This window comes from Nitrospira sp., assembly GCA_024760545.1.
Lineage (GTDB): Bacteria > Nitrospirota > Nitrospiria > Nitrospirales > Nitrospiraceae > Nitrospira_D.
Genome location: CP060501.1, coordinates 705,008 through 724,870, shown reverse-complemented (window position 1 = coordinate 724,870; position 19,863 = coordinate 705,008). Strand labels below are relative to the sequence as shown.

The following is a 19,863-nucleotide window of genomic DNA, read 5'->3' as shown; positions in this document are numbered from 1 at the left end:
ACCCCTTCCATGCCGTGGGAGGGCATCCATGCCGTTCTCGACCGCCAAATATCTGAAGTTCCGCACCGGCATGCAGAAACGCATCGGCGCGCTTCGCTTCAAAACGGAAGACAGTTTGGACGTCGCCGTCGACAGCATGATGGAAGAACGGGTGGATGGGTTTTTCCGTGTCGAACAGGGCCTTGAAGAGATCATCCGTTCGCTGCTTGAGATTGAAGAGGAATTGGAGTCGATTCACGATCTCTCCGGCGCGATGCGCCTCGAATCTCGGTTGGAATTCGTGGAAGATCGTTGGGATGAGTTTGACAGCGAGATCCGTGAACGGCCAAGGCGCCGGCGCAAGAAAATCAGTCTTGCCGATATGTTGAAAGCGGCCAGCGGCGGCAGCGGGGCGCTCTCAGAGAACCCGAACGGTGTCAATACTGCGATGGATGCCTATGCCATCATGGGCGTGGAGTTCGGTAGCACTCTGGCGGATGTCACCGCAGCCTTCCGAACCAAGGCCAAGCAGCTCCATCCCGATGCCAACAATGGCGATCGTAGTTCTGAGCCGGAACTCCGCCGCATGTTGGAAGCCTATCAATTTCTGAAAGAATATCTCAGTCTCAGCAACACTGAGCCAATGCAGCCTCCGGGTCGACCCTACAGCCCTTCTGAGTGACATACATTGTGACAATGTCCACCCCACAGCAGTACATTACGAGCGCGACCGGACTCAGTGAGTTGTGCGAGCGATTGAAAGACAGCCCACGCCTCGCGCTGGATACCGAATTTGTCGGCGAAGAGAGTTTTGTGCCGAGGCTGGAACTCATTCAAGTTGCCACTGAAACCACCGCAGCCGTCATCGATTTTCCGGCTGTCCTATCCGGCGGGGCGCTTGATGTGTTTTGGGAGATAGTGTGCGATCCGGCGGTCGAGAAAGTCGTGCATGCGGGTCGGCAAGACTTAGACCTTTTTGCAGTTCATGCCGGCCAGATCCCAAAACCGTTTTTCGACACTCAGATTGCCGCGGCGATGGTCGGCTTCGGTCCCCAAGTCGCGTATGCCAACCTCGTTCAACGGGTGCATGGGAGAAGGCTGGACAAGGCGCATACCTTTACAAATTGGAGCGCCCGCCCGCTGTCTCATGATCAATTGGCCTATGCGCTGGAGGACGTGACCTTTCTCCTGGCGATTCATGATCATCTTCATACACGACTGTCAAAGCTCGGCCGGTTGCAGTGGGCTCACGAAGAGTTCTCCCGTCTTGAAGGCGTCGTCGGCGAAACCCGCCGCGAACCACAGGAACGTTTTCAACGCATACGGGGGTGGGATCAGCTCAAACCGAAATCGGCTGCGGTCCTTCGGGAACTTGCGGCCTGGCGGGAAGGAGAAGCGAAACGGAGAAATGTCCCCCGGAGTCGCGTCGTTCGGGACGAAGTCCTTCTCCAACTCGCGAGACATCCGCCGAGGCATACGGACGAACTGCGCAAAGTGAGAGGCCTCCACACCTCGGAGGCTGATCGCAATGGCGAGACACTTCTGGCCACGATTCAGGCGTCGCTCGCGCTTCCTCCGTCGGCCTGGCCGGTCCTTCCGAAGGAGCGGAAACCCGATCCGGAATCGAACGGATTTGTCGAGTTGCTTCAGGCGATCGTCAAGGCTCGGGCCATGGACGAAGAGATTGCGCCGACCCTGTTGGCGACCACAGCCGATCTGCAGGAATTGGTGGATGCCAAGGCGAATCGATCGGCTCTGGATCTTCCACTCCTGAAAGGATGGCGACGAATACTGGTGGGAAACATTCTGCTGGATGCATTGGACGGGAAGCTCGCCTTTACGGTCGATCCCAAAACACGGACCATTCGACAATCGCCCTCCGAGCACACAGCCGGTTCATAGGCTGCTGCCACCCCCAGTGAATGGGGGATTTGTGACCACCTACAGGAGTGTCTTGATCGACTCGGCGGGTCTCGCCAGAATTGCCTGGTCACCCTTCTCGACGAGTGGCCGTTGAATGAGATCCGGATGTTTGACCATCAAGTCGAGTAATTCATCGTCCGAAAGCTGCTTCTTCCCCAAGCCAAGTTCCTGATAGAGGTCTTCCTTGGTTCGAAGCACGTCTTTGGGAGAAAGCCCGGCCTTCTTCAGGAGTGCTTTCAACTGCGCCTTGGTGAATGAGCGCTCATAATAGTTGATCGCCGTGAAGGGTGTTCCGCTGTCTTTGAGCAACTGTACCGCCTGACGACACGTGGTGCAGGTCGGTTTGTGATAGATCGTGATGTCGGCCATAGTATCTCCTTGGTGAGAAGACGCGTCTTGACGATTTTTTTCAGCCTATGTTAGATCCCAATTAGTAGTCGTCGCATGAGAGGGGCAATTATGCCGTGGGTCGGAACCAGTTCTGCCGGTCAGTTTGCTTGCGCCACTGCATTCCAGCGAACACTGAAGGATCTCCGCATCAAACGGAAGGGCCAGCCGGTCTGTGTGCTTGGCCACGTGCTCGCTCGCAAGGGGCAAGAAGCGACCTTCGAAGCCTTCAACGATCGGCTCGCGGTGGTGAAGTTCAGCGATGGAGGCTTCGTGGGGTATGATCCTTCTGAGCTCCTTCTTCCTACCGAAATTGATGAGCACGGTGTTCCCTATTTTGAGGTCCGGTCGTGCCGATCCTGCGACATGCTCTTTCCCCTTACCATGGAGGAAAGTGATTCGGACCATGAGCCGCAGCAATGCCCTGACTGTTCGGCCTGATGTGCCTGGTCTTCAGCACCCTGTCGAAAAATCATTTAGCCTATTGGGCTGGAAGAATTTTGCAACATCCTGTCAGATGTTAATCGACGAGGGGAGCTACTTCCAAGGCTTTTTTCAGCAGGCAATCTCCCGCAACGCCCTGCAACACCATCGGTAACATGGCTGCGTCGATCGCGCGCACCGAGAGCACGCGGAATCCCTCCGGAGACTTCTGTCCCTCAAGCTTGAGCGCATGACAGATCTCTAGTGTCTTCCAGGCTAAATTGGACAGAATCTGGTCGGATGCGAGCAGCTTCATGTCCGTGACCGTCCCCTCGATCGCGACCTTTGCCGGAATCCGTGTCTTATCCTTGGGAGGTTCGCTGACGACGGCGAACGCGATCGTTTCTTCGTCTGCCGTGACGGATGAAACAGTCATGAGGCCCGTTAGTGCGATCAGGAAGGAGCACATGATGGCGGCTGATCGAATCATTCGCGTCTCTGTTCATCACCCGATATTATCCTCAATATGAAGTATGCCAAGCACGATTTTCCATTGCAAGAACGCCACGCAGCCGTGGTAGGGTAGGCAGAAGAGTACACTTTTCCCAGGAGAGTGAATTATGCCTCATGATTTCATGCCGGGCTTGGCCGGTGTGCCGGCTGCCACTTCTTCGATCAGCGATGTCGACGGCCAACGCGGCATTCTCGAGTACCGCGGCATTCGAGTCGAAGCTCTCTGCGCGGGCTCATCATACTTGGAAACGGCGTATCTGCTCCTCTTTGGGCACCTTCCTTCAGCGACCGAGTTCCAACAATGGATCACTGACGTCACCCACCATCGGCGCATCAAATTTCGTATCCTTGACTTGCTAAAGTGCTTGCCTGAGCAAGGCCATCCCATGGATGCCCTCCAGGCGGCGGTGGCCGCGCTCGGAATGTTCTACCCAGGCCGAAACGTCAAGGACGTCGAGAATAACTACTGGAGCGCGGTACGCCTGGTCGCGAAATTACCGACGATCGTGGCGGCCTGGGCGAGGCTTCGCCATGGCGATGCTCCCATTACCCCGCGGGACGATCTCGGGTTCAGCGAGAATTTCTTCTACATGTTGACGGAATCCGTGGCCCCTCCAGTATGGGCCGAAGTATTTGATGACTGTCTGATCCTCCATGCCGAACACACGATGAACGCGTCCACCTTTACAGGATTGGTGACGGCATCAACCCTGGCCGATCCCTATACCGTCGTGGCTTCATCGATCGGAGCCTTAAAGGGACCCTTGCACGGCGGCGCAAATGAAGAAGTGGTGGTCATGCTCAGAGAGATCGGCACGGCCGATAAGGCACGGCGGTACGTTGAGCGAGCTTTGCAAAACAAGAAAAAACTGATGGGATTCGGGCATCGTGTCTATAAGGTCAAGGATCCTCGCGCAACGGTGCTGCAGGAACTCTGTCGGCGCTTGTTCAAGGAATGCGGAAGCTCACCTCTGTATGAAATCGCATTGGAAGTGGAAGCGGCAGCCGGGGAATTACTGAATAGTAAGGGCATCTATCCCAACGTCGATTTTTACTCAGGCATTATTTACGACAAGATGGGCATCGATGTGGACCTCTTCACTCCGCTCTTTGCGATGGCGCGCGTGTCGGGCTGGCTTGCGCATTGGCTGGAACAGTTGCGAGAAAACAAGCTGTTCAGGCCCGATCAAATCTACTCCGGAGAACATAACCGGCCCTACGTGCCCATCGAGCATCGATAACCCCCGTATTTTCAAGTCGGTCCAGCCCCTTGACTTCTCCATGGGTCGATTTATCTAAGAACCATGCAGTTGAATCGGCGCCGCGCCAGCGCAGATAACCTGAATCCACATAAGATCGACAATGAGGAGGTTCACTATGACACTCGTACGTTGGGATCCATTTCGTGAACTGGAGGAAGTTTCCGATCGGCTGAATCGCATGTTCGCGCGCCCTGCAGTGTCCAGAACCACCGGGAAAGAGACCATGATCGTAGCCGATTGGACTCCGTCTGTCGACATCAGTGAAACTGATGTGGAATACCAGATTAAGGCTGAAATTCCGGATGTAAAAAAGGAGGACGTCAAGGTCACGTTGGAAGATGGAGTGCTTACGATTCAGGGGCAGCGTAAGCAGGAGAAGGAAGACAAGGGGACGAAGTATCATCGAATCGAACGATCCTATGGCAGTTTCGTCCGGACCTTTTCACTCCCCGATGTCATTGACGATGCCAAGGTCAAGGCGGAGTTCAAGGATGGAGTGCTGAATCTCCATCTGCCGAAGTCGGAGAAGGCAAAACCAAGAGCCATCGAAGTCAAGGTTGCATAAGCCTCTCTTGCAGTAGATGTTCTGAGCGAAGGCCCGCCTGAGTCAGGCGGGCCTTTTCATTGGATTGCTTCCACGTCCGACGCCGATCGCACGTCACTTACCAGGCCCTTCGTCCATGGAACATGATGGCCCAATTGGATCTACCGGTTAGGGTCATCTTGAGGGATTGTGTATTTGACGAAAACGAGTAAAGTCCGCCCAAAATCGGTAGGGGCAAATCCGCAAAGCAAGAGATTGCTACGATCAATAATTGAGGAGGTGGTGATAGCTGTCATGCGTAAATAAGAAGGCGTGTAGACACTCCGCCTAGTTGTCGAACTTGTTCAGGCACCTAACATGTTTGATGAGGCGAAGATGAAAACTTTAACCTATTCGCTGATGACAGTCGGATTTGTGCTGGTTCTGGCAGGGATAGTGGCAGTCTTCAACTTCGACCAGCCATCGGATCTATTTTCGTTGGTCTGGTGGATGATAGTAGGCGGATGGTGTCTCGCATTGGCAGGGATGGGAACAGACATGATGCATGCGTTCAAAATGGCCAAACGCGAAGCGGCCTACCTGTATACACCAGAGGCGGATACTGCGAAAGAAGTCGAAAGGGAAATCACTCGAATTTGATGACGTAAATAGGAAGATGTCACGTAGTCCTTCTATCCGGGGCTGGTAAGGGACGAGCGTTTGGTTTAACCGGTAGCCGCACAGCCCGCCTTGTCAGGCAGGATTTTCACTTCTCACTCGCCCGTTTCTGCATCACCAACTCTCACACCCCTTTATCGAGGTCTCGCTGATAACCTGCATGAGCTTCGCCCGTAATGCCAGGAGTCATGACGGCATGCTCTTGTGAAAGCCGGCGCGGTAAGTTTATCATGGCGCCCGCAAGGTACGAGAACCCCCTTAGACATGGAGTACAGCGAATGAAAACGAATCAGAATAATCTATCAGCGTCGACCCGAATCGAGCGGGACACAATGGGTGAACTGGCTGTTCCCGCTGAGGCCTACTATGGCGTGCAGACTGCCCGCGCCATCGAGAACTTCCCGATCAGTTCCCTCCGGATGCCGCGGGCGGTTATTCGGGCAATGGGTATGATCAAGCGGGCCGCAGCTGCCGTCAACCACTCCCTTGGTCTCTTGGAGAAGAAGCCTGCGGATGCGATTCGGCAGGCGGCGACTGAAGTGGTCGATGGAAAACTGGACGCCGAGTTTCCCGTGGACATTTTTCAGACCGGGTCCGGGACGTCTACCAATATGAACACGAACGAAGTGATCTCCAATCGTGCGACCGAACTGCTCGGCGGTGCGCGTGGCAGCAAGCTCGTCCATCCGAACGATCACGTGAATCTCGGCCAATCGAGCAACGACGTCATTCCAACGGCCATTCACATTGCCGCCTCAGAATTGATGCAGCACCAGCTCTTGCCGGCGCTGACTCGGTTGCAGAAGGGGTTGAAGGGCAAGGCCAAGGAATTCGACACGATCGTCAAGATCGGTCGTACCCATTTGCAGGACGCCACGCCGGTTCGCCTCGGTCAGGAATTCGGGGGCTACGCCAGGCAGATCGAACTTGGTATCCAGAGGGTCAAGCAAGCACAAGGGGCCTTAAGCGAGGTGGCCTTGGGAGGCACTGCCGTCGGCACCGGCCTGAACTGTCATCCGAAATTTTCTGCCAAGGTGATGGCTATCATCTCAAAGGAGACCGGCTGTTCGTTCAAAGAGGCCAAGAATCACTTTGAAGCACAATCGGCGCAGGACTCATTGGTTGAAGCCAGCGGGCAATTGAGGACTCTGGCCGTGAGCCTCATGAAGATTGCCAATGATATTCGGTGGCTAGGGTCAGGGCCGCGCTGCGGCCTTGGTGAGATCAATTTGCCAGAGACGCAACCTGGTTCCTCGATCATGCCGGGGAAGGTCAATCCAGTCATCGCCGAGTCCGTCACGATGGTCTGCGCGCAGGTGATCGGTAATGACGTCACGGTGACCGTCGGCGGCCAGGCGGCCAATTTCGAGCTCATCGTGATGATGCCCGTCATGGCCTACAACCTGCTTCAGTCCATCGAGCTGCTGGCGACCGCCTCCAACAACTTTGCGATGAAATGCATCGAAGGGATCAAGGCGAATGAGGAACGATGTAAGAGCCTCATTGAAGAGAGCTTGGCCATGTGTACGGCCCTGGCACCGGAAATCGGCTATGAAGCGGCGGCAAAATTGGCCAAAGAAGCTTATAAGTCAGGCAAGACGGTGAGACAGATGGCGAAGGAACAGAAAGTCTTACCCGACAAGCGATTGGCCGAACTCCTCGATCCCTGGCGCATGACCGAACCGGGCGGACCAGTGGGCAGTGCAGGCGGGTAGTTGAACTGTTTTCCGGTATGGCTTTGCAGCAGCTTAACGGTATACTGAGGCATGACGAAGTCAGCCGAGCACGGGCGTTCGTTAGCGACTGGACTTCTAGCCATCGTATCCGCAGGGATACTGTACGGTTGTGCGACGGCAGGACCTCAGCCGACGCAAGATGACGTGATTCCTACCATGGGAACACGCAGCGGGCACTGCTGCTCCATGGCCAAGGGAGTTCCGCGGCAGCAAGCGCTGGCGCAGACAGCCGTGAGATTCCTTGGCCGGTCGCGTATCGAAGTGAGTGGCCGGCACTATGCTCCGGACTGTTCCGGTTTCGTCCGAGGGGTATACGCGACACAGCGGGTCGACTTGTACGGCGGGTTGGGTGAACTCGATGGAGGAAACGGTGTCGGGCGTATCTACACCCATGTCATGGAACACGGACGAATTCATTATGGCCCGACCGTGCATCCGGGAGACCTGGTCTTTTTCCACAATACGTGGGATTTCAATCGGGATGGCTTGCCGAATGATCCACTCACGCATGTCGGCGTGGTCGAGCAGGTGGAACGGGATGGAACGGTGATCTTCGTGAGTTGGATGTCAGGAGGGATTGTTCGCTATCGGATGAACCTCCAACAGCCTGACATCCACAAGACTACAGACGGACGAGTTCTGAACGACTTCATGCGGCGTAAAGAGTCGAGCGATATCCGGGGCACCCATTACCTCGCAGGGCGCCTGTTTGCCGCTTTTGGGACTCTTGCCCATTGATCCTTGGCGTATGATCGAACGGGGACATTTCTCGTTTCACAGCCTGGACAGCTGAAATTGGGCAAGTTATCCGCTCGCATAAAACCCTTTTCTCCTCTCTCGTTCAGTGGGCGGAGTTCGATTACGTAACCCCGATACAATCAATCAACGACAATCATTGACTTCATCATATTCTAAGAGAACGCGAACCTCTCACGCGTTCGGAAAGATCGGTTACCATTGCAGATGACAGTTGTCGCACCTCAGATCTCATCCGACACAGTTCAGCTCAAGATTGTTCCCCTCATCGCCAAGGAACTCGGCGTTGGGACTCATCAGGTCGCAGCGGCGGTGACGCTACTTGATGAAGGAGCAACGGTCCCATTCATTGCGCGCTACCGCAAAGAAGCGACCGGCAATCTGAATGATACGCAGCTACGCACGCTGGAAGAGCGCCTGCTCTATCTGCGTGAGTTGGAGGTGCGGCGTGCCGCGATTCTGACGTCGATCGAAGAACAGGGGAAGCTGACGGACGCGTTGCGAGCGAGCATTGAGGCGGCGGCGACGAAGCAAGCCGTGGAGGATCTCTATCTGCCCTTTAAACCCAAGCGGCGCACGCGCGCACAGATTGCGCGCGAAGCAGGGCTGGAGCCGTTGGCGGACGCCTTGTTGACTGATCCGGTGCTGACTCCCGAGCAGGAAGCGCTCACATACATCCGTGTGGTCCCTGCCGCTGAAGGGGTGGAAGCCATCAATGTACCGGATGCCAAAGCGGCGCTGGAAGGAGCGCGGGATATTCTGACCGAGCGGTTTGCCGAAACGGCCGGCTTGCTGGCTGCGTTGCGCATGCGTCTGTGGGAACAGGGCGTCTTGACCTCGACGGTGATGAAGGACAAGGAGATGGCCGAAGACGAGAAGTTCCGCGATTACTATGCCTATACCGAGTCGATCAAGACTGTCCCCTCGCATCGGGCGCTCGCGTTGTTCCGAGGCCGTGCCTTCGGCGTGCTGAAGTTGGAATTGGGCTTGGGAGAGGTGCTTGACGCAGTCGTTCCGCATCCTTGTGTTTCAATGATTGCGGCTCACGCCGGTATTGAAGATCGCGGCAGGGCTGCCGATAAGTGGCTGGCTGATGTCTGTGACTGGGCCTGGCGTGTGAAAATCCATCTACAGCTCAGCGTCGAACTGCTGGTGCAGTTACGTGAAGCGGCAGAAGCGGAGGCGATCAAGATTTTTGCCAGAAACCTCCACGAACTATTATTGGCGGCGCCTGCCGGTCCAAAGGCCGTTCTCGGCCTGGATCCAGGCATTCGCACAGGCTGTAAAGTGGCGGTGGTAGATACGACGGGAAAATTGTTGGAAACGGCCACGATCTATCCGCATCAACCTCGCAAGGACTGGCAGGGAGCATTGGAGACGCTCCTACGTCTCGTCATTCAACATGGTGTGGAGTTGATTTCAATCGGTAACGGAACAGCAAGCCGAGAGACGGACAAGCTGGCAATCGAGGTGATCAAGCTGGTCGCTGCCCAGAAGCCTGAACAGAAGGTGGCCAAAATTGTGGTCAGTGAAGCAGGCGCGTCGGTCTATTCCGCGTCGGCGTTCGCTGCGGCGGAATTCCCTGAGTTGGATGTCAGTTTGCGGGGCGCGGTCTCCATTGCCCGGCGTGTACAGGATCCACTGGCCGAGCTGGTGAAGATTGAGCCGAAGGCGATCGGGGTCGGTCAATACCAGCACGACGTCGACCAGCGGGCATTGGCGCGGTCGCTCGATGCCGCGGTTGAAGATTGCGTGAATGCAGTCGGCGTAAACGTCAATACGGCATCGGCGCCCTTATTGGAAAGGGTGTCGGGTCTGAACAAGGCGCTGGCCAAGAATATTGTGAACTATCGGGATACGAACGGGCCGTTTGCGAATCGAACGGCGATCCGTAATGTCCCGCGTCTTGGTGAAAAAACCTTCGAGCAGGCGGCAGGCTTTCTCCGCATTCCCGATGGAGACAATCCTTTAGATCGTTCTGCCGTTCACCCGGAAGCCTATCCGGTGGTCGAACGGATTCTGACACGCCTAGGAACCGGAATCGCCGAAGTGATGCGACGGCCGACTGTCTTAAGAGAGTTGTCGCCGAAGGACTTTACCGATGAGAAGTTTGGAGTGCCGACGGTGCGGGATATCCTCATCGAGCTGGAAAAACCAGGGCGCGACCCGCGTCCAGAATTCAAGACGGCCACCTTCCGAGAGGGAGTTGAATCCTTGAGTGATCTGCAACCCGGAATGGTGTTGGAGGGAGTGGTCACGAATGTGGCGGCATTCGGTGCGTTCATCGATATCGGAGTCCATCAGGATGGGCTCGTGCACGTATCGGCGTTGGCGAACAAGTTTGTCAGAGATCCGCATGAAGTGGTCAAGCCCGGTCAGGTCGTCAGGGTGAAGGTGCTTGACGTCGATCTGAAGCGCCAGCGTATTTCGCTGACCATGCGCCTTGAGGAGACTGCGAGCCGCCCATCTGTACCGACACAGTCTGGAAACGCGTCAGCACGTGACTCGCGTGGGCGTGGGCCATCGGCATCCGATCAAGCGGCACGAATGCCCCAGCCGATCGGTGCGATGGCGCTCGCATTGGCCAAGGCCCGGAAAAATTTGTAACGAACTTCCAATAGAGCACATTGCGGTCCGATCTGCTAGCCACGTTATCGACGGGTGGCCTTGAGCAAGCGTCTGTCCGTGAGCCACTCTCGATTTCTCTTCTCTTTCCTTTCTACCCTCGTGGCTGGTGTGCCTTTCAAGTAGTGGGGTCTCAGCGCCTGTCTGGCGACCTGCACGGAGGCTCGGGCTATCGCACTTGCCGAACAAAGCGATCCGCGCAGCGGACGGCGAGCACTGTCCGACGCTGCATTCATGTGAACCATGGAATGCAGCGAGTTGCGCAGTCGAGCGTGAGTGAGGCCTAGCGCGGTCGAGCCGGAGTGCGGGAGCCGATAGGCGTTGAGACACCTACCCGCAGTTACACCGGCCACTTTTCCTCGTTCCATGCCATGTCCCAAAACATCCATTCATACCGCGAGCTGATGATGAAGGATTCTTCCATCCGCCGCAGTTCCTCTTTGCCGGCCGTCTTGGCCCACTGATCGACTTTCTTCCGCATCCATAGTTGGACTTCGGCGAATTCCGGCGAGGCGTAGAGCATGAGCCAGTCACGGTAGGGGTGATTCTTGGCAGGGGGGCCTTTCCTCAATAAATGCTGTCCGACCACACAATAGACCCAGGCGCAGGGCAGGGCGACGACGGTAATTTCCGTCGCAGTTCCCGAAGCGGCCACGGCCAGCATGTGTCTTGTATAAGCGTGATTTGTCGGCGCCATCGGAACCGACGTCATCTGTTTCGCCGTCAGCGCCCATTTCTTACCGTAGCTCTCATGCAGACTCCGCTCTACGACGATGGTCTCTTCCGCCAGCTTGTTGAACCGCAGGCTCGAGTCGGAATCCGGTGCCTTTTGCGCGGCGGCAGAAAAGACGCGGGCTAGATCACCCAGGAACCTGGCGTCTTGCAGAATGTAGTACTGGAATTTCTGTTCAGGCAGTGTGCCGTTCCCTAGTGCGACGACAAAGGGATGGCTCAACTGGGCATTCCAGATTGAGTTGGCAAGCTTTCGTAGGTGATTTGAGAATGACATGCATCTCTTCCTTTCTGGGGGGCCTTTCGCAGCTCGTGGAGGATGTTCCGGCTCAATACCGCCGAAGTGTCAGGACATGTTTCGGCGTCACAGGTAGGGCACCCATGGTCTCGGCAAGCGATTCATGCCGTCCAACGCGGCCACTTTGTAACATTCGGCCAGAGTTGGATAGTTGAAGACCGTATCGATGAAATAATCGATCTTGCCGTGAAAGGCCATGACCGCCTGCCCGATGTGAATCAGTTCGGTTGCTCCTTCTCCGATGGCATGAACGCCAAGCAGATGTCTGGTATGGCGATGAAACAACAGTTTCAGCATGCCCATTTCGTCGCCGATGAGCTGTCCGCGCGCGATCTCTTTGTAGCGGGCGATGCCGATGCCGTAGGGGATTTCTGCACGCTTGAGCTCTTCCTCATTCAGGCCCACCATGGAAATTTCCGGAATGGCGTAGATGCCGTAGGGGAGGAGCGAGTTGTCGAGCCGATCCGGATGGCCGAACGCATGACAGGCTGCGTGACGGCCTTGTTGCATGGACGTCGAGGCCAAGGCGGGAAAGCCGATGACGTCGCCTGCGGCGTAGATGTGTGGAATTGCCGTTTGGAAGTGTTCGTTGACGGGCAAGCGCCCACGATCGTCCGGTTTCAATCCTATGGCGTCCAAATCGAGCGATTGTGTCGCCCCGATTCGCCCGATCGCATACATCAACGTCGACGTGTGAATCGGTCGGCTGTGGCGTAGGGTGACCTGGATGGAATTGTCCCGTGCCCTCTTGATGGCCACGGCTTCTTCATCGTGATATAGAGTGACTCCGATTTCTTTCATCTGTTGCTGGAGTATTTCAATGATCTCGGCGTCGACGAACTCCAGCAGCCGTGGGCGTTTATCGATGAGGGTGACGGGGACCCCCAGAGCGGCAAGCATCGAAGCATATTCCGTCCCAATCACACCACCTCCGACAATGACGATGGAGTCGGGAATACGCTTGAGCGTCAGGAGCCCATCCGTATCAATGATCGTCCTGCCGTCGAACGGAATATTCGATGGCCGGGCCGGTTCCGTCCCTACCGCAATGACGATGAAGTCTGACGTCAGTTCAAGCGCACCGCGGGTCGTTTGTATACGCAGGCGGTGAGGATCGACGAAGCTGGCTGAACCGTAAAACATGTCGACTCGATTCCGGCCCATCTGATTTTGCACGATCTGAATCTCGTTCTTGATGACATGATTCGCCCGAAACGCAAGATCTTCGATCGCGATGGTCTTCTTCAAACGGTAGGTGGCACCGTAGACGCTACGCTGCCGGAATCCTGAGAGATAGAGGACCGCTTCGCGGAGTGACTTGCTTGGAATCGTACCGGTGTTGATGCAGACACCACCGACGACCATCTTTCGCTCGATGATGGCGACCTTTTTGCCCAGCTTGGCTGCCTGTACCGCGGCCTTTTGGCCGGCCGGTCCCGTACCGATGACGAGTAAGTCGTAATAAGCCATCAGAGCCTTCGGACAACAAAGAGGTGGGTGAGCCTAACGAACGACTATCTGCTCGCCCGTCGTTTCAGCTCCACGTACCGTCCCCTTAGCTCTCCGTGATCAATCGCCTGGCGAACTGGAAGGCTTCTTCCAAGTCCGGCAGCTGGGAGAGTTGCGGAGTGATTTGGAGGTAGCGAATAGTGTTCGTCTTGTCGACGACGATGACAGCTCTCGTCAGCACATGCGGACCTTCCAAAAAGAGACCATGTGCTTTACCAAACTCGCCTCCTCGGTAGTCGGACAGAAATGTCACATTGGCGATGTTCGCATCCTCCGCAAATCGTTTCTGGGCAAAGGGAGTATCGACGCTGACGGTGATGAGTTCCACCATTTTATCGAGGCCTTTATTCCGTTCGCTCAGAAGATGAGTCTGTTGTTCACACACCGGGGTATCGAGCGACGGGACCGTGCTGATGATCCGGACCTTTCCCGCACCCTTGGTCTCCACGATGTTGACGAGCGAGAGATCGTTCTGCACCACGTTCACATCGCGCAGTGTGTCGCCGACTTTCACGCCGTTGCCGGCCAGCGGAAGCGGGCTGCCCTTGAATATGACATTGTTGCCCTCTCCTGCGACGGCGCTTCCGTCTGCCACCGGAATACTTTTGTACACAAAAGTGCCGCCGGATGATCCTCCGGTCGTCTGACATCCAACGAAGCCAAGCGAAATGAGCAGTACTGCGCCGATGGACCCATAGAATCGTGTCCGCATCATGTGCTCCTTGGTGAGGAAACAGGGGATCATCGGTCTCATGAGGACGATCTGTTCAGGGTGATGGTTCAATATACGTGATCAGAGATCGGTTGACCAGATCAGGGCGTTCCCACTGAGGCATGTGGCCGGCATCGGGAATTCTGACGAACTCTGATCCACGGATTCTATGGTGAAGTTCTTCGCCCACGGCCATGGGAAATATCCGGTCGTATTGACCCCAGATGATCATCGTTGGGTGTGCGATGGAGCTGAGGCGTGGAGCAAAATCGGTTTCCCAGGAAGGGATGGCGTTTCTCACGGCCATGATGGGTTTTATGATACCAGGGCGCCGACGATTGTGGTTGGACCGTTCGATAACCGCTGGGGTGAGGAGGTTGTGATCATGGACGATTTCCTTCAGGACTGTTTCGGTGACCAGCCCGCCGAACAGCCAGTTGCCGAGGGAGACCAGCCAGGTAGGGGCTCGAGATTCCAGGGCTTGCCTGAATGACCGACTGGTGAGCTTGGCTATGACATGAGACGGTAGCCCGCTGATGAGCACGAGTTTGTCGACACGGGTTGGATGGGTCAATGTCATTCCTATGACCAACCCGGCGCCCATGGAGTTGCCGACCAGGGTGGCTTTCTGGATCTGCAGGGCATCCATGAATCCAATACAGAAGTCCAACATCTGGTCCGGCAGGTAATCGATGTCAGGTTTGTCGGACAATCCGGAACCAGGTAGGTCAAGCGTCAGGGTACGGAAATGTTGAGCCAAGGCATGTTGCTGATGTTCCCATTGCCACATGGATCCGCCGAAGCCGTGAATCAAGATGACTGGTGGGCCGGTACCGATATCGAGATACGCGATCCTTTGATCGCGGACGAGGACGGTCTTGATTGGGATGCGTTCTATCGGGGTACGTTCTAAGGTTTCAAAATAGGGTGGGATCTGTAAGGGCGTGGCACAGGAGCTCATGAGGTACGATATGAGGCACAGGATGCACAGCGCAAGCCGTTCAGGTCTGTACGGGTGTGAGGTCGAGCCGGCGCTGGAATTACTCCAGTTGAATGACCGTTTCATCTGTCTTCACATTGTCACCCTCGGCGGTTAGGATCGCGGCGACTCTTCCATCGATCGGCGCCGGCACCCGACTTTCCATCTTCATCGCTTCGATGATCAACAGGGGATCCCCGACTTTCACATGATCGTCTACCGCAACCAGCACTTTCACTACGCGGCCGGGCATGGGGGGAGCCACATCACCCGGCTTCGACGGCCTGGGACGTTTCGGTTTTCCTCCCGAATCGGTCCCCTGCGACTCCGGCACGCCGGCCAAGACCTCCTGGATGGTTTCTAGGGAGACTTCCTCGAGCTTGTCGTTGACACGGATGTAGTATGGCTTGCGCCCATCAACCTTTCGGCCTGAACCAGACACCTTTACATGATAGGTCTCACCATGCACCGTCACATTGAATTCCACGGGAGCCAGATGCAGTTCATGAGCGGTCGCAGGGCCTTTGGTCGAGCCCAATTCGAGCGGTTCCGGGGTTAAATCGCCTTTTTCGCGAGCCTCGAAAAAGTCACGCGCGATGGTGGGAAACAGCGCGAACGACAGCTGGTCGTCAATGCTCTGGGCTGAATCGGGCAGCTCGTTCTTGACGGTCTCCAATTCGGGCTCCAGTCGATCGGCCGGTCTGGTCTTGATCGGAGTTTCGTCGCCGGTGGCGCGTGCCATCACATCGAGGTCGACTTGACCCGGCGCGCGCCCATACAAGCCCAAGAAATAGTTCTTGGTCTCCGTCGTGATGACCTTGTAACGCTCTCCGGTCAGCACGTTCAGTGTGGCCTGGGTCCCGACGATCTGACTGGTCGGGGTGACAAGCGGGGGATAGCCCATCTCTTTTCGCACGCGCGGGACCTCGTCGAGTACCTCTTTCATCCGGTCTAAGGCATTCTGTTCCGTCAACTGAGCCGCCAGGTTCGACAACATTCCGCCCGGAATCTGCGACGTGAGAATTTCGGCATCGACACCGGTAAAGTCGCTTTCGAACTGACGGTATTTGCGGCGAACGGAGCGAAAGTGTTCGGTAATCGGCGGGAAGGACGCGAGTTCCAGCCCGGTATCGTAGGGAGTATTCTGGAGCGCTGCGACCAACGTTTCCGTTGCCGGGTGGGACGTTCCGCCTGCCAGCGGTGACATGGCGGTGTCGAGCATGTCCAGGCCTCCAAGTATCGCCATCAGGGAAGCCATGGAAGCCATCCCGGACGTGTAATGCGAATGGAGATGGAGCGGAACCTTGACGGCAGCTTTCAACCGACGCACCAGATGATAGGCCTCAAGCGGCGCCAGGAGGCCGGCCATATCTTTGATACAAATGGTATCTGTCCCTAGATCTTCTAATTTTTTCGCGAGATCCACGAACCGATCGATGCTATGGACCGGGCTGACGGTATAGCAGATGGTGGCCTCGGCATGTTTCCCGCAGGCCTTCACTTCACTCACGGCCCGGTCGACATTCCGCACGTCATTGAGCGCGTCGAAAATGCGGAAGACATCGATCCCGTTGGCGGCCGAACGTTCGATGAATCGTTCCACCACGTCGTCCGCGTAATGTCGGTAGCCGACGAGGTTTTGTCCTCGTAGCAGCATTTGGAGCTTGGTGTTGGGCATCGCAGCCCGCAATGCGCGGAGTCGTTCCCAGGGATCTTCCTTTAAAAATCGCAGACAGGTGTCGAAGGTGGCGCCGCCCCATACCTCCAACGACCAATAGCCGACGGCATCGAGTTTTTGGGCAATGGGCAGCATATCCTCTGTGCGCATCCGTGTAGCCAGCAACGATTGGTGACCGTCTCGCAACGCGACGTCAGTGATCAGGACCGGTCTGCCGACTGCCGGTTGGATCGTAAATTCACTGGAGCGCGGCTTGGCGCTTTTTGGAGTCTTGACCAGCGGAGCGGACGGTCGGGATGTTTTCTGCTGTTTTTTTGCTGTTGGTCGTCGTTTCGCCATGACGTCTCGTGCATCTCTTTCGGAATCAGTGCGGGGTATTGTCCGGGTTACAATCCTTCGTAGGCGGCAATTGCGGCAGATAAGGCCAGCACCAAATCTTCCGGCTGCTCGAATTCGTGATACGAGTACAACTCAGGATGGGTGTCCAGATAGGATGTGTCGAAACGTCCGGCAATAAAGTCCGGCTCCTGCATGATCGCTTCCATGAAAGGGATCGTCGTTTTAACTCCACGGAGCACATACTCTTCGAGCGACCGTCTCATCCGGCTCACGGCTTCTTCCCACGTGCGGCCCCGAACCGTCAACTTAGCCAGCAGGGCGTCATAGTAGGGCGACACGGTGTAATCTTTGTAGACCGCACCGTCGATACGGACGCCGATTCCTCCCGGAGAAAGGTAGGCTGTAACGGTGCCGGTGCAGGGGAGAAAGTTATTCTTGGGATCTTCGGCGTTGATCCGACACTGGATCGCGTGCCCTTGGAGTATGACGTCCTTTTGCTGAATGTCGAGGGGCCGTCCCGCTGCAATGGAGATCTGATGCCGGACGATGTCGATCGCGGTGATCTGTTCCGTCACGGTATGCTCGACCTGAAGCCGCGGATTCATCTCGATGAAGTAAAACTGGCCGTCTTGATCGAGCAGAAACTCCACCGTCCCTGCGTTGTCGTAATTCACCGCCCGTGCGATGGTCACAGCAGCAGTGCCCATCTCCTCCCGCAACTTCGGAGTCAGAATCAAAGACGGGGCGATTTCAATCAACTTCTGATGACGTCTTTGGATTGAGCAATCACGCTCATTTAAGTGAATAATATTGCCGTGGCGATCACCCAATATCTGAAATTCGATATGGTGGGGGCGCTCGATACATTTTTCGAGGAACACCCGTCCGTCTCCGAACGACGCCTGGGCTTCACGCGAGGCGACTTCCATGTTTTCTCGGAGCTCCTCATCGGACCGGACCACACGCAGTCCACGGCCTCCCCCTCCGGCGCTTGCCTTGATCATGATCGGGTAGCCGGTCTTCTTGGCGAAGGCCAGCGCCTCCTTCACGTCGGTGAGATCGCCTTTTGTGCCGGGTACGGTGGGGACACCGACCTGTTGGGCAAGTTCTCGCGCCTTGACCTTGCTGCCCATCAGGGTAATGGCATGGGTCGAAGGGCCGATGAATGTGATGCCAGAAGTCTGACAGAGCTCAGCAAACTCAGCGTTTTCAGAGAGAAATCCATATCCTGGATGGATGGCGTCGGCACCGATCCGTTTAGCGAGGTCGACGATCTGTTTGCTGTCGAGAAACCCCTTCACCGGACCCGGCCCGACCAGGTAGGACTCGTCAGCCTTCTTCACGTAGATTCCGGTCGAATCGGCTTCGGAATAGATCGCGGCAGTGGCGATGTTCAATTCGCGGCAGGCACGGATGATCCGCATGGCAATTTCACCGCGATTGGCGATCAATATTTTCTTAAACATGGTTTTCGCGTGGGACGGTATATGACCAGGAAAATGAACGCGTAAGCTAGCATAGGATCAGGAGGTCTGTCGAGGGTGAAGCATCGCAAGGCAGTCAGAATTGCTCATCAAAAACGAAAGATTGTTGTGCGCCGTCGGTTGTCGAACAATCGGGTCGCCACCTCCGTTCTTCTTATGTAAAATGCCAAGGTCTTTTGTCCTGGGATCACACAGTCGCCCGCCTAACAGACCGGCGATTGTCCCCAGACATTGACGAAGAAAGGTTCTTTTCCGATGGCCGAAGCCTTTTGTACGACACAGAGGTACTGGTGGGGGCGATTAGCATGGAAGCTGATTGTGGGCGTCCTGTCCCTCATAGGACTGGTCTCATCGCCCGCATGGAGTGAAAGTCCTGCTCCATCCGTCCATTGGGGGGCGATGGCCTTCCCCGATCAGTATTCTACCGCCACTGGAGGGCTGACCCTCAACCGGTTCACCCCGACGGATGGCTTAGGGAACAAGTACGATTCCACGGTGGGCAATACGCTTGGTTTCAACTTGATCACGATGAGTTGGACCCAACATTGGGGTGGGAAGTGGCAGGGTTGGAGCACCAATCTCACGGCTGGGATCAGCACCACGGGTGATGAACCCACCCAGTTCTTTCAGAACAAAGTTGTGCATCAACTTCGTCAACTTCCGTCAGTTCCGACCGTGGACCCTCGCCGCGAGACCGATGTGATGATTGATGGCTCTCTGACCAGATGGTTCCCCTTGTTTCGTCCAAAGATCATGTTTGTAGGCGGCGGGTTCTCCGTCGGGACCATCTATCAACAAGGGTTTCTTCGAGCCGGCATTAGGCGGATGCCGATCACCCCGACCATCTATCATCATGAAAAGTGGGGGGATGTGAGTGTCCGGGTCTCTGCGTTGGGACGGATCAGCTATCAGGACAACGGGGCAGTTCTTCACTCGATTAGACATACTGCAGCGCTGGTACAGCCTTCTGTGGCTCTTGGTCAGTATCAGACGACCGAAAGTGGTGAAACGATCCCGACGTGGGAAATCGAGTTTGCGCTCATGTGGGATTCCGGAATTTTTGTCAATACCGTAGGAAGAAGCCAGGAACAGTTCGCGTGGGCGATCGCGTTCTCCGCCGGTCCGGTGCGCCTCGAAACCTGGAACGATAGTATGGGAAACATCTCCGAGCGAGACTTCGGTCCCACCTATGGCGCGACCTTGACTGTCGATGCCCTGCGAGTCTGGAACTTCATCTATGACCGATGGTCGAAATCTGCCGCCGACTTGCCGGCATCATGACATGCGCCTATTTTCTCAAAGGGAAAGTTTTCGAGCAGGAGTCGCA

General features: G+C 56.0%; 18 protein-coding genes. 10 read left to right on the top strand and 8 right to left on the bottom strand.

From position 1 onward, the window contains the following. Window positions 1-28 precede the first annotated feature (28 nt). Window positions 29-661 carry a J domain-containing protein gene (locus H8K03_03515; protein ID UVT20995.1) on the top strand — a complete coding sequence of 211 codons (633 nt, stop codon included), beginning with the start codon at window positions 29-31 and terminating at the stop codon, window positions 659-661. 8 nt (window positions 662-669) lie between these two features. After that, window positions 670-1,881, top strand: coding sequence for a ribonuclease D (gene rnd, locus H8K03_03510; protein ID UVT20994.1), 1,212 nt, complete (start codon window positions 670-672; stop codon window positions 1,879-1,881). 39 nt (window positions 1,882-1,920) lie between these two features. Here rnd and arsC read toward each other — a convergent pair whose 3' ends face one another. Continuing rightward, window positions 1,921-2,271, bottom strand: a complete 351-nt coding sequence (arsC, locus tag H8K03_03505; GenBank protein UVT20993.1) for an arsenate reductase (glutaredoxin) — start codon at window positions 2,269-2,271, stop codon at window positions 1,921-1,923. A gap of 75 nt (window positions 2,272-2,346) precedes the next feature. On the opposite strand from arsC, the gene H8K03_03500 reads away from it, so the two are divergent. Continuing rightward, window positions 2,347-2,730 carry a hypothetical protein gene (locus H8K03_03500; protein UVT20992.1) on the top strand — a complete coding sequence of 128 codons (384 nt, stop codon included), beginning with the start codon at window positions 2,347-2,349 and terminating at the stop codon, window positions 2,728-2,730. A gap of 79 nt (window positions 2,731-2,809) precedes the next feature. On the opposite strand, the gene H8K03_03495 is transcribed toward H8K03_03500, so the two are convergent. Then, window positions 2,810-3,202: a hypothetical protein gene (locus H8K03_03495; GenBank protein UVT20991.1), complete on the bottom strand. Its 393-nt coding sequence runs from the start codon at window positions 3,200-3,202 to the stop codon at window positions 2,810-2,812. A 130-nt stretch (window positions 3,203-3,332) separates the two neighbouring features. On the opposite strand from H8K03_03495, the gene H8K03_03490 reads away from it, so the two are divergent. The 6 genes from H8K03_03490 to H8K03_03465 all read left to right on the top strand — a co-directional run bounded on the left by H8K03_03490 (window position 3,333) and on the right by H8K03_03465 (window position 10,787). After that, window positions 3,333-4,466: a citrate synthase gene (locus tag H8K03_03490; GenBank protein UVT20990.1), complete on the top strand. Its 1,134-nt coding sequence runs from the start codon at window positions 3,333-3,335 to the stop codon at window positions 4,464-4,466. Between the two features lie 136 nt (window positions 4,467-4,602). Next, on the top strand, window positions 4,603-5,052 hold the full coding sequence (locus H8K03_03485) for an Hsp20/alpha crystallin family protein (protein UVT20989.1): 450 nt from the start codon (window positions 4,603-4,605) through the stop codon (window positions 5,050-5,052). A 354-nt stretch (window positions 5,053-5,406) separates the two neighbouring features. Then, window positions 5,407-5,670 (top strand): hypothetical protein, encoded by a 264-nt coding sequence (locus H8K03_03480; protein UVT20988.1) that lies wholly within the window; start codon window positions 5,407-5,409, stop codon window positions 5,668-5,670. A 296-nt stretch (window positions 5,671-5,966) separates the two neighbouring features. Further along, window positions 5,967-7,403 (top strand): class II fumarate hydratase, encoded by a 1,437-nt coding sequence (locus H8K03_03475; protein UVT20987.1) that lies wholly within the window; start codon window positions 5,967-5,969, stop codon window positions 7,401-7,403. A gap of 51 nt (window positions 7,404-7,454) precedes the next feature. Further along, window positions 7,455-8,162, top strand: coding sequence for a hypothetical protein (locus tag H8K03_03470; protein UVT20986.1), 708 nt, complete (start codon window positions 7,455-7,457; stop codon window positions 8,160-8,162). Between the two features lie 225 nt (window positions 8,163-8,387). Then, entirely contained in the window at window positions 8,388-10,787 is a 2,400-nt protein-coding gene (locus H8K03_03465) for an RNA-binding transcriptional accessory protein (protein ID UVT20985.1), read from the top strand. 358 nt (window positions 10,788-11,145) lie between these two features. On the opposite strand, the gene tenA is transcribed toward H8K03_03465, so the two are convergent. The 6 genes from tenA to accC form a co-directional block, all read right to left on the bottom strand. Then, window positions 11,146-11,814: a thiaminase II gene (gene tenA, locus H8K03_03460; protein UVT20984.1), complete on the bottom strand. Its 669-nt coding sequence runs from the start codon at window positions 11,812-11,814 to the stop codon at window positions 11,146-11,148. Between the two features lie 87 nt (window positions 11,815-11,901). Beyond that, window positions 11,902-13,305 carry a Si-specific NAD(P)(+) transhydrogenase gene (gene sthA / locus H8K03_03455; protein UVT20983.1) on the bottom strand — a complete coding sequence of 468 codons (1,404 nt, stop codon included), beginning with the start codon at window positions 13,303-13,305 and terminating at the stop codon, window positions 11,902-11,904. A gap of 85 nt (window positions 13,306-13,390) precedes the next feature. Continuing rightward, window positions 13,391-14,059, bottom strand: coding sequence for a thiol peroxidase (gene tpx, locus H8K03_03450; protein UVT20982.1), 669 nt, complete (start codon window positions 14,057-14,059; stop codon window positions 13,391-13,393). A gap of 52 nt (window positions 14,060-14,111) precedes the next feature. Next, window positions 14,112-15,122 (bottom strand): alpha/beta fold hydrolase, encoded by a 1,011-nt coding sequence (locus H8K03_03445; GenBank protein ID UVT20981.1) that lies wholly within the window; start codon window positions 15,120-15,122, stop codon window positions 14,112-14,114. After that, window positions 15,097-17,052, bottom strand: coding sequence for a sodium-extruding oxaloacetate decarboxylase subunit alpha (gene oadA, locus H8K03_03440; protein UVT20980.1), 1,956 nt, complete (start codon window positions 17,050-17,052; stop codon window positions 15,097-15,099). Before oadA ends, H8K03_03445 begins: the two co-directional genes overlap by 26 nt. A 47-nt stretch (window positions 17,053-17,099) precedes the next feature. Further along, window positions 17,100-18,518 (bottom strand): acetyl-CoA carboxylase biotin carboxylase subunit, encoded by a 1,419-nt coding sequence (accC, locus tag H8K03_03435; protein ID UVT20979.1) that lies wholly within the window; start codon window positions 18,516-18,518, stop codon window positions 17,100-17,102. A gap of 273 nt (window positions 18,519-18,791) precedes the next feature. Between accC and H8K03_03430 the strand changes: the two genes are divergently transcribed. Next, entirely contained in the window at window positions 18,792-19,817 is a 1,026-nt protein-coding gene (locus tag H8K03_03430; GenBank protein UVT20978.1) for a hypothetical protein, read from the top strand. The last annotated feature ends 46 nt before the right edge of the window (window positions 19,818-19,863 follow it).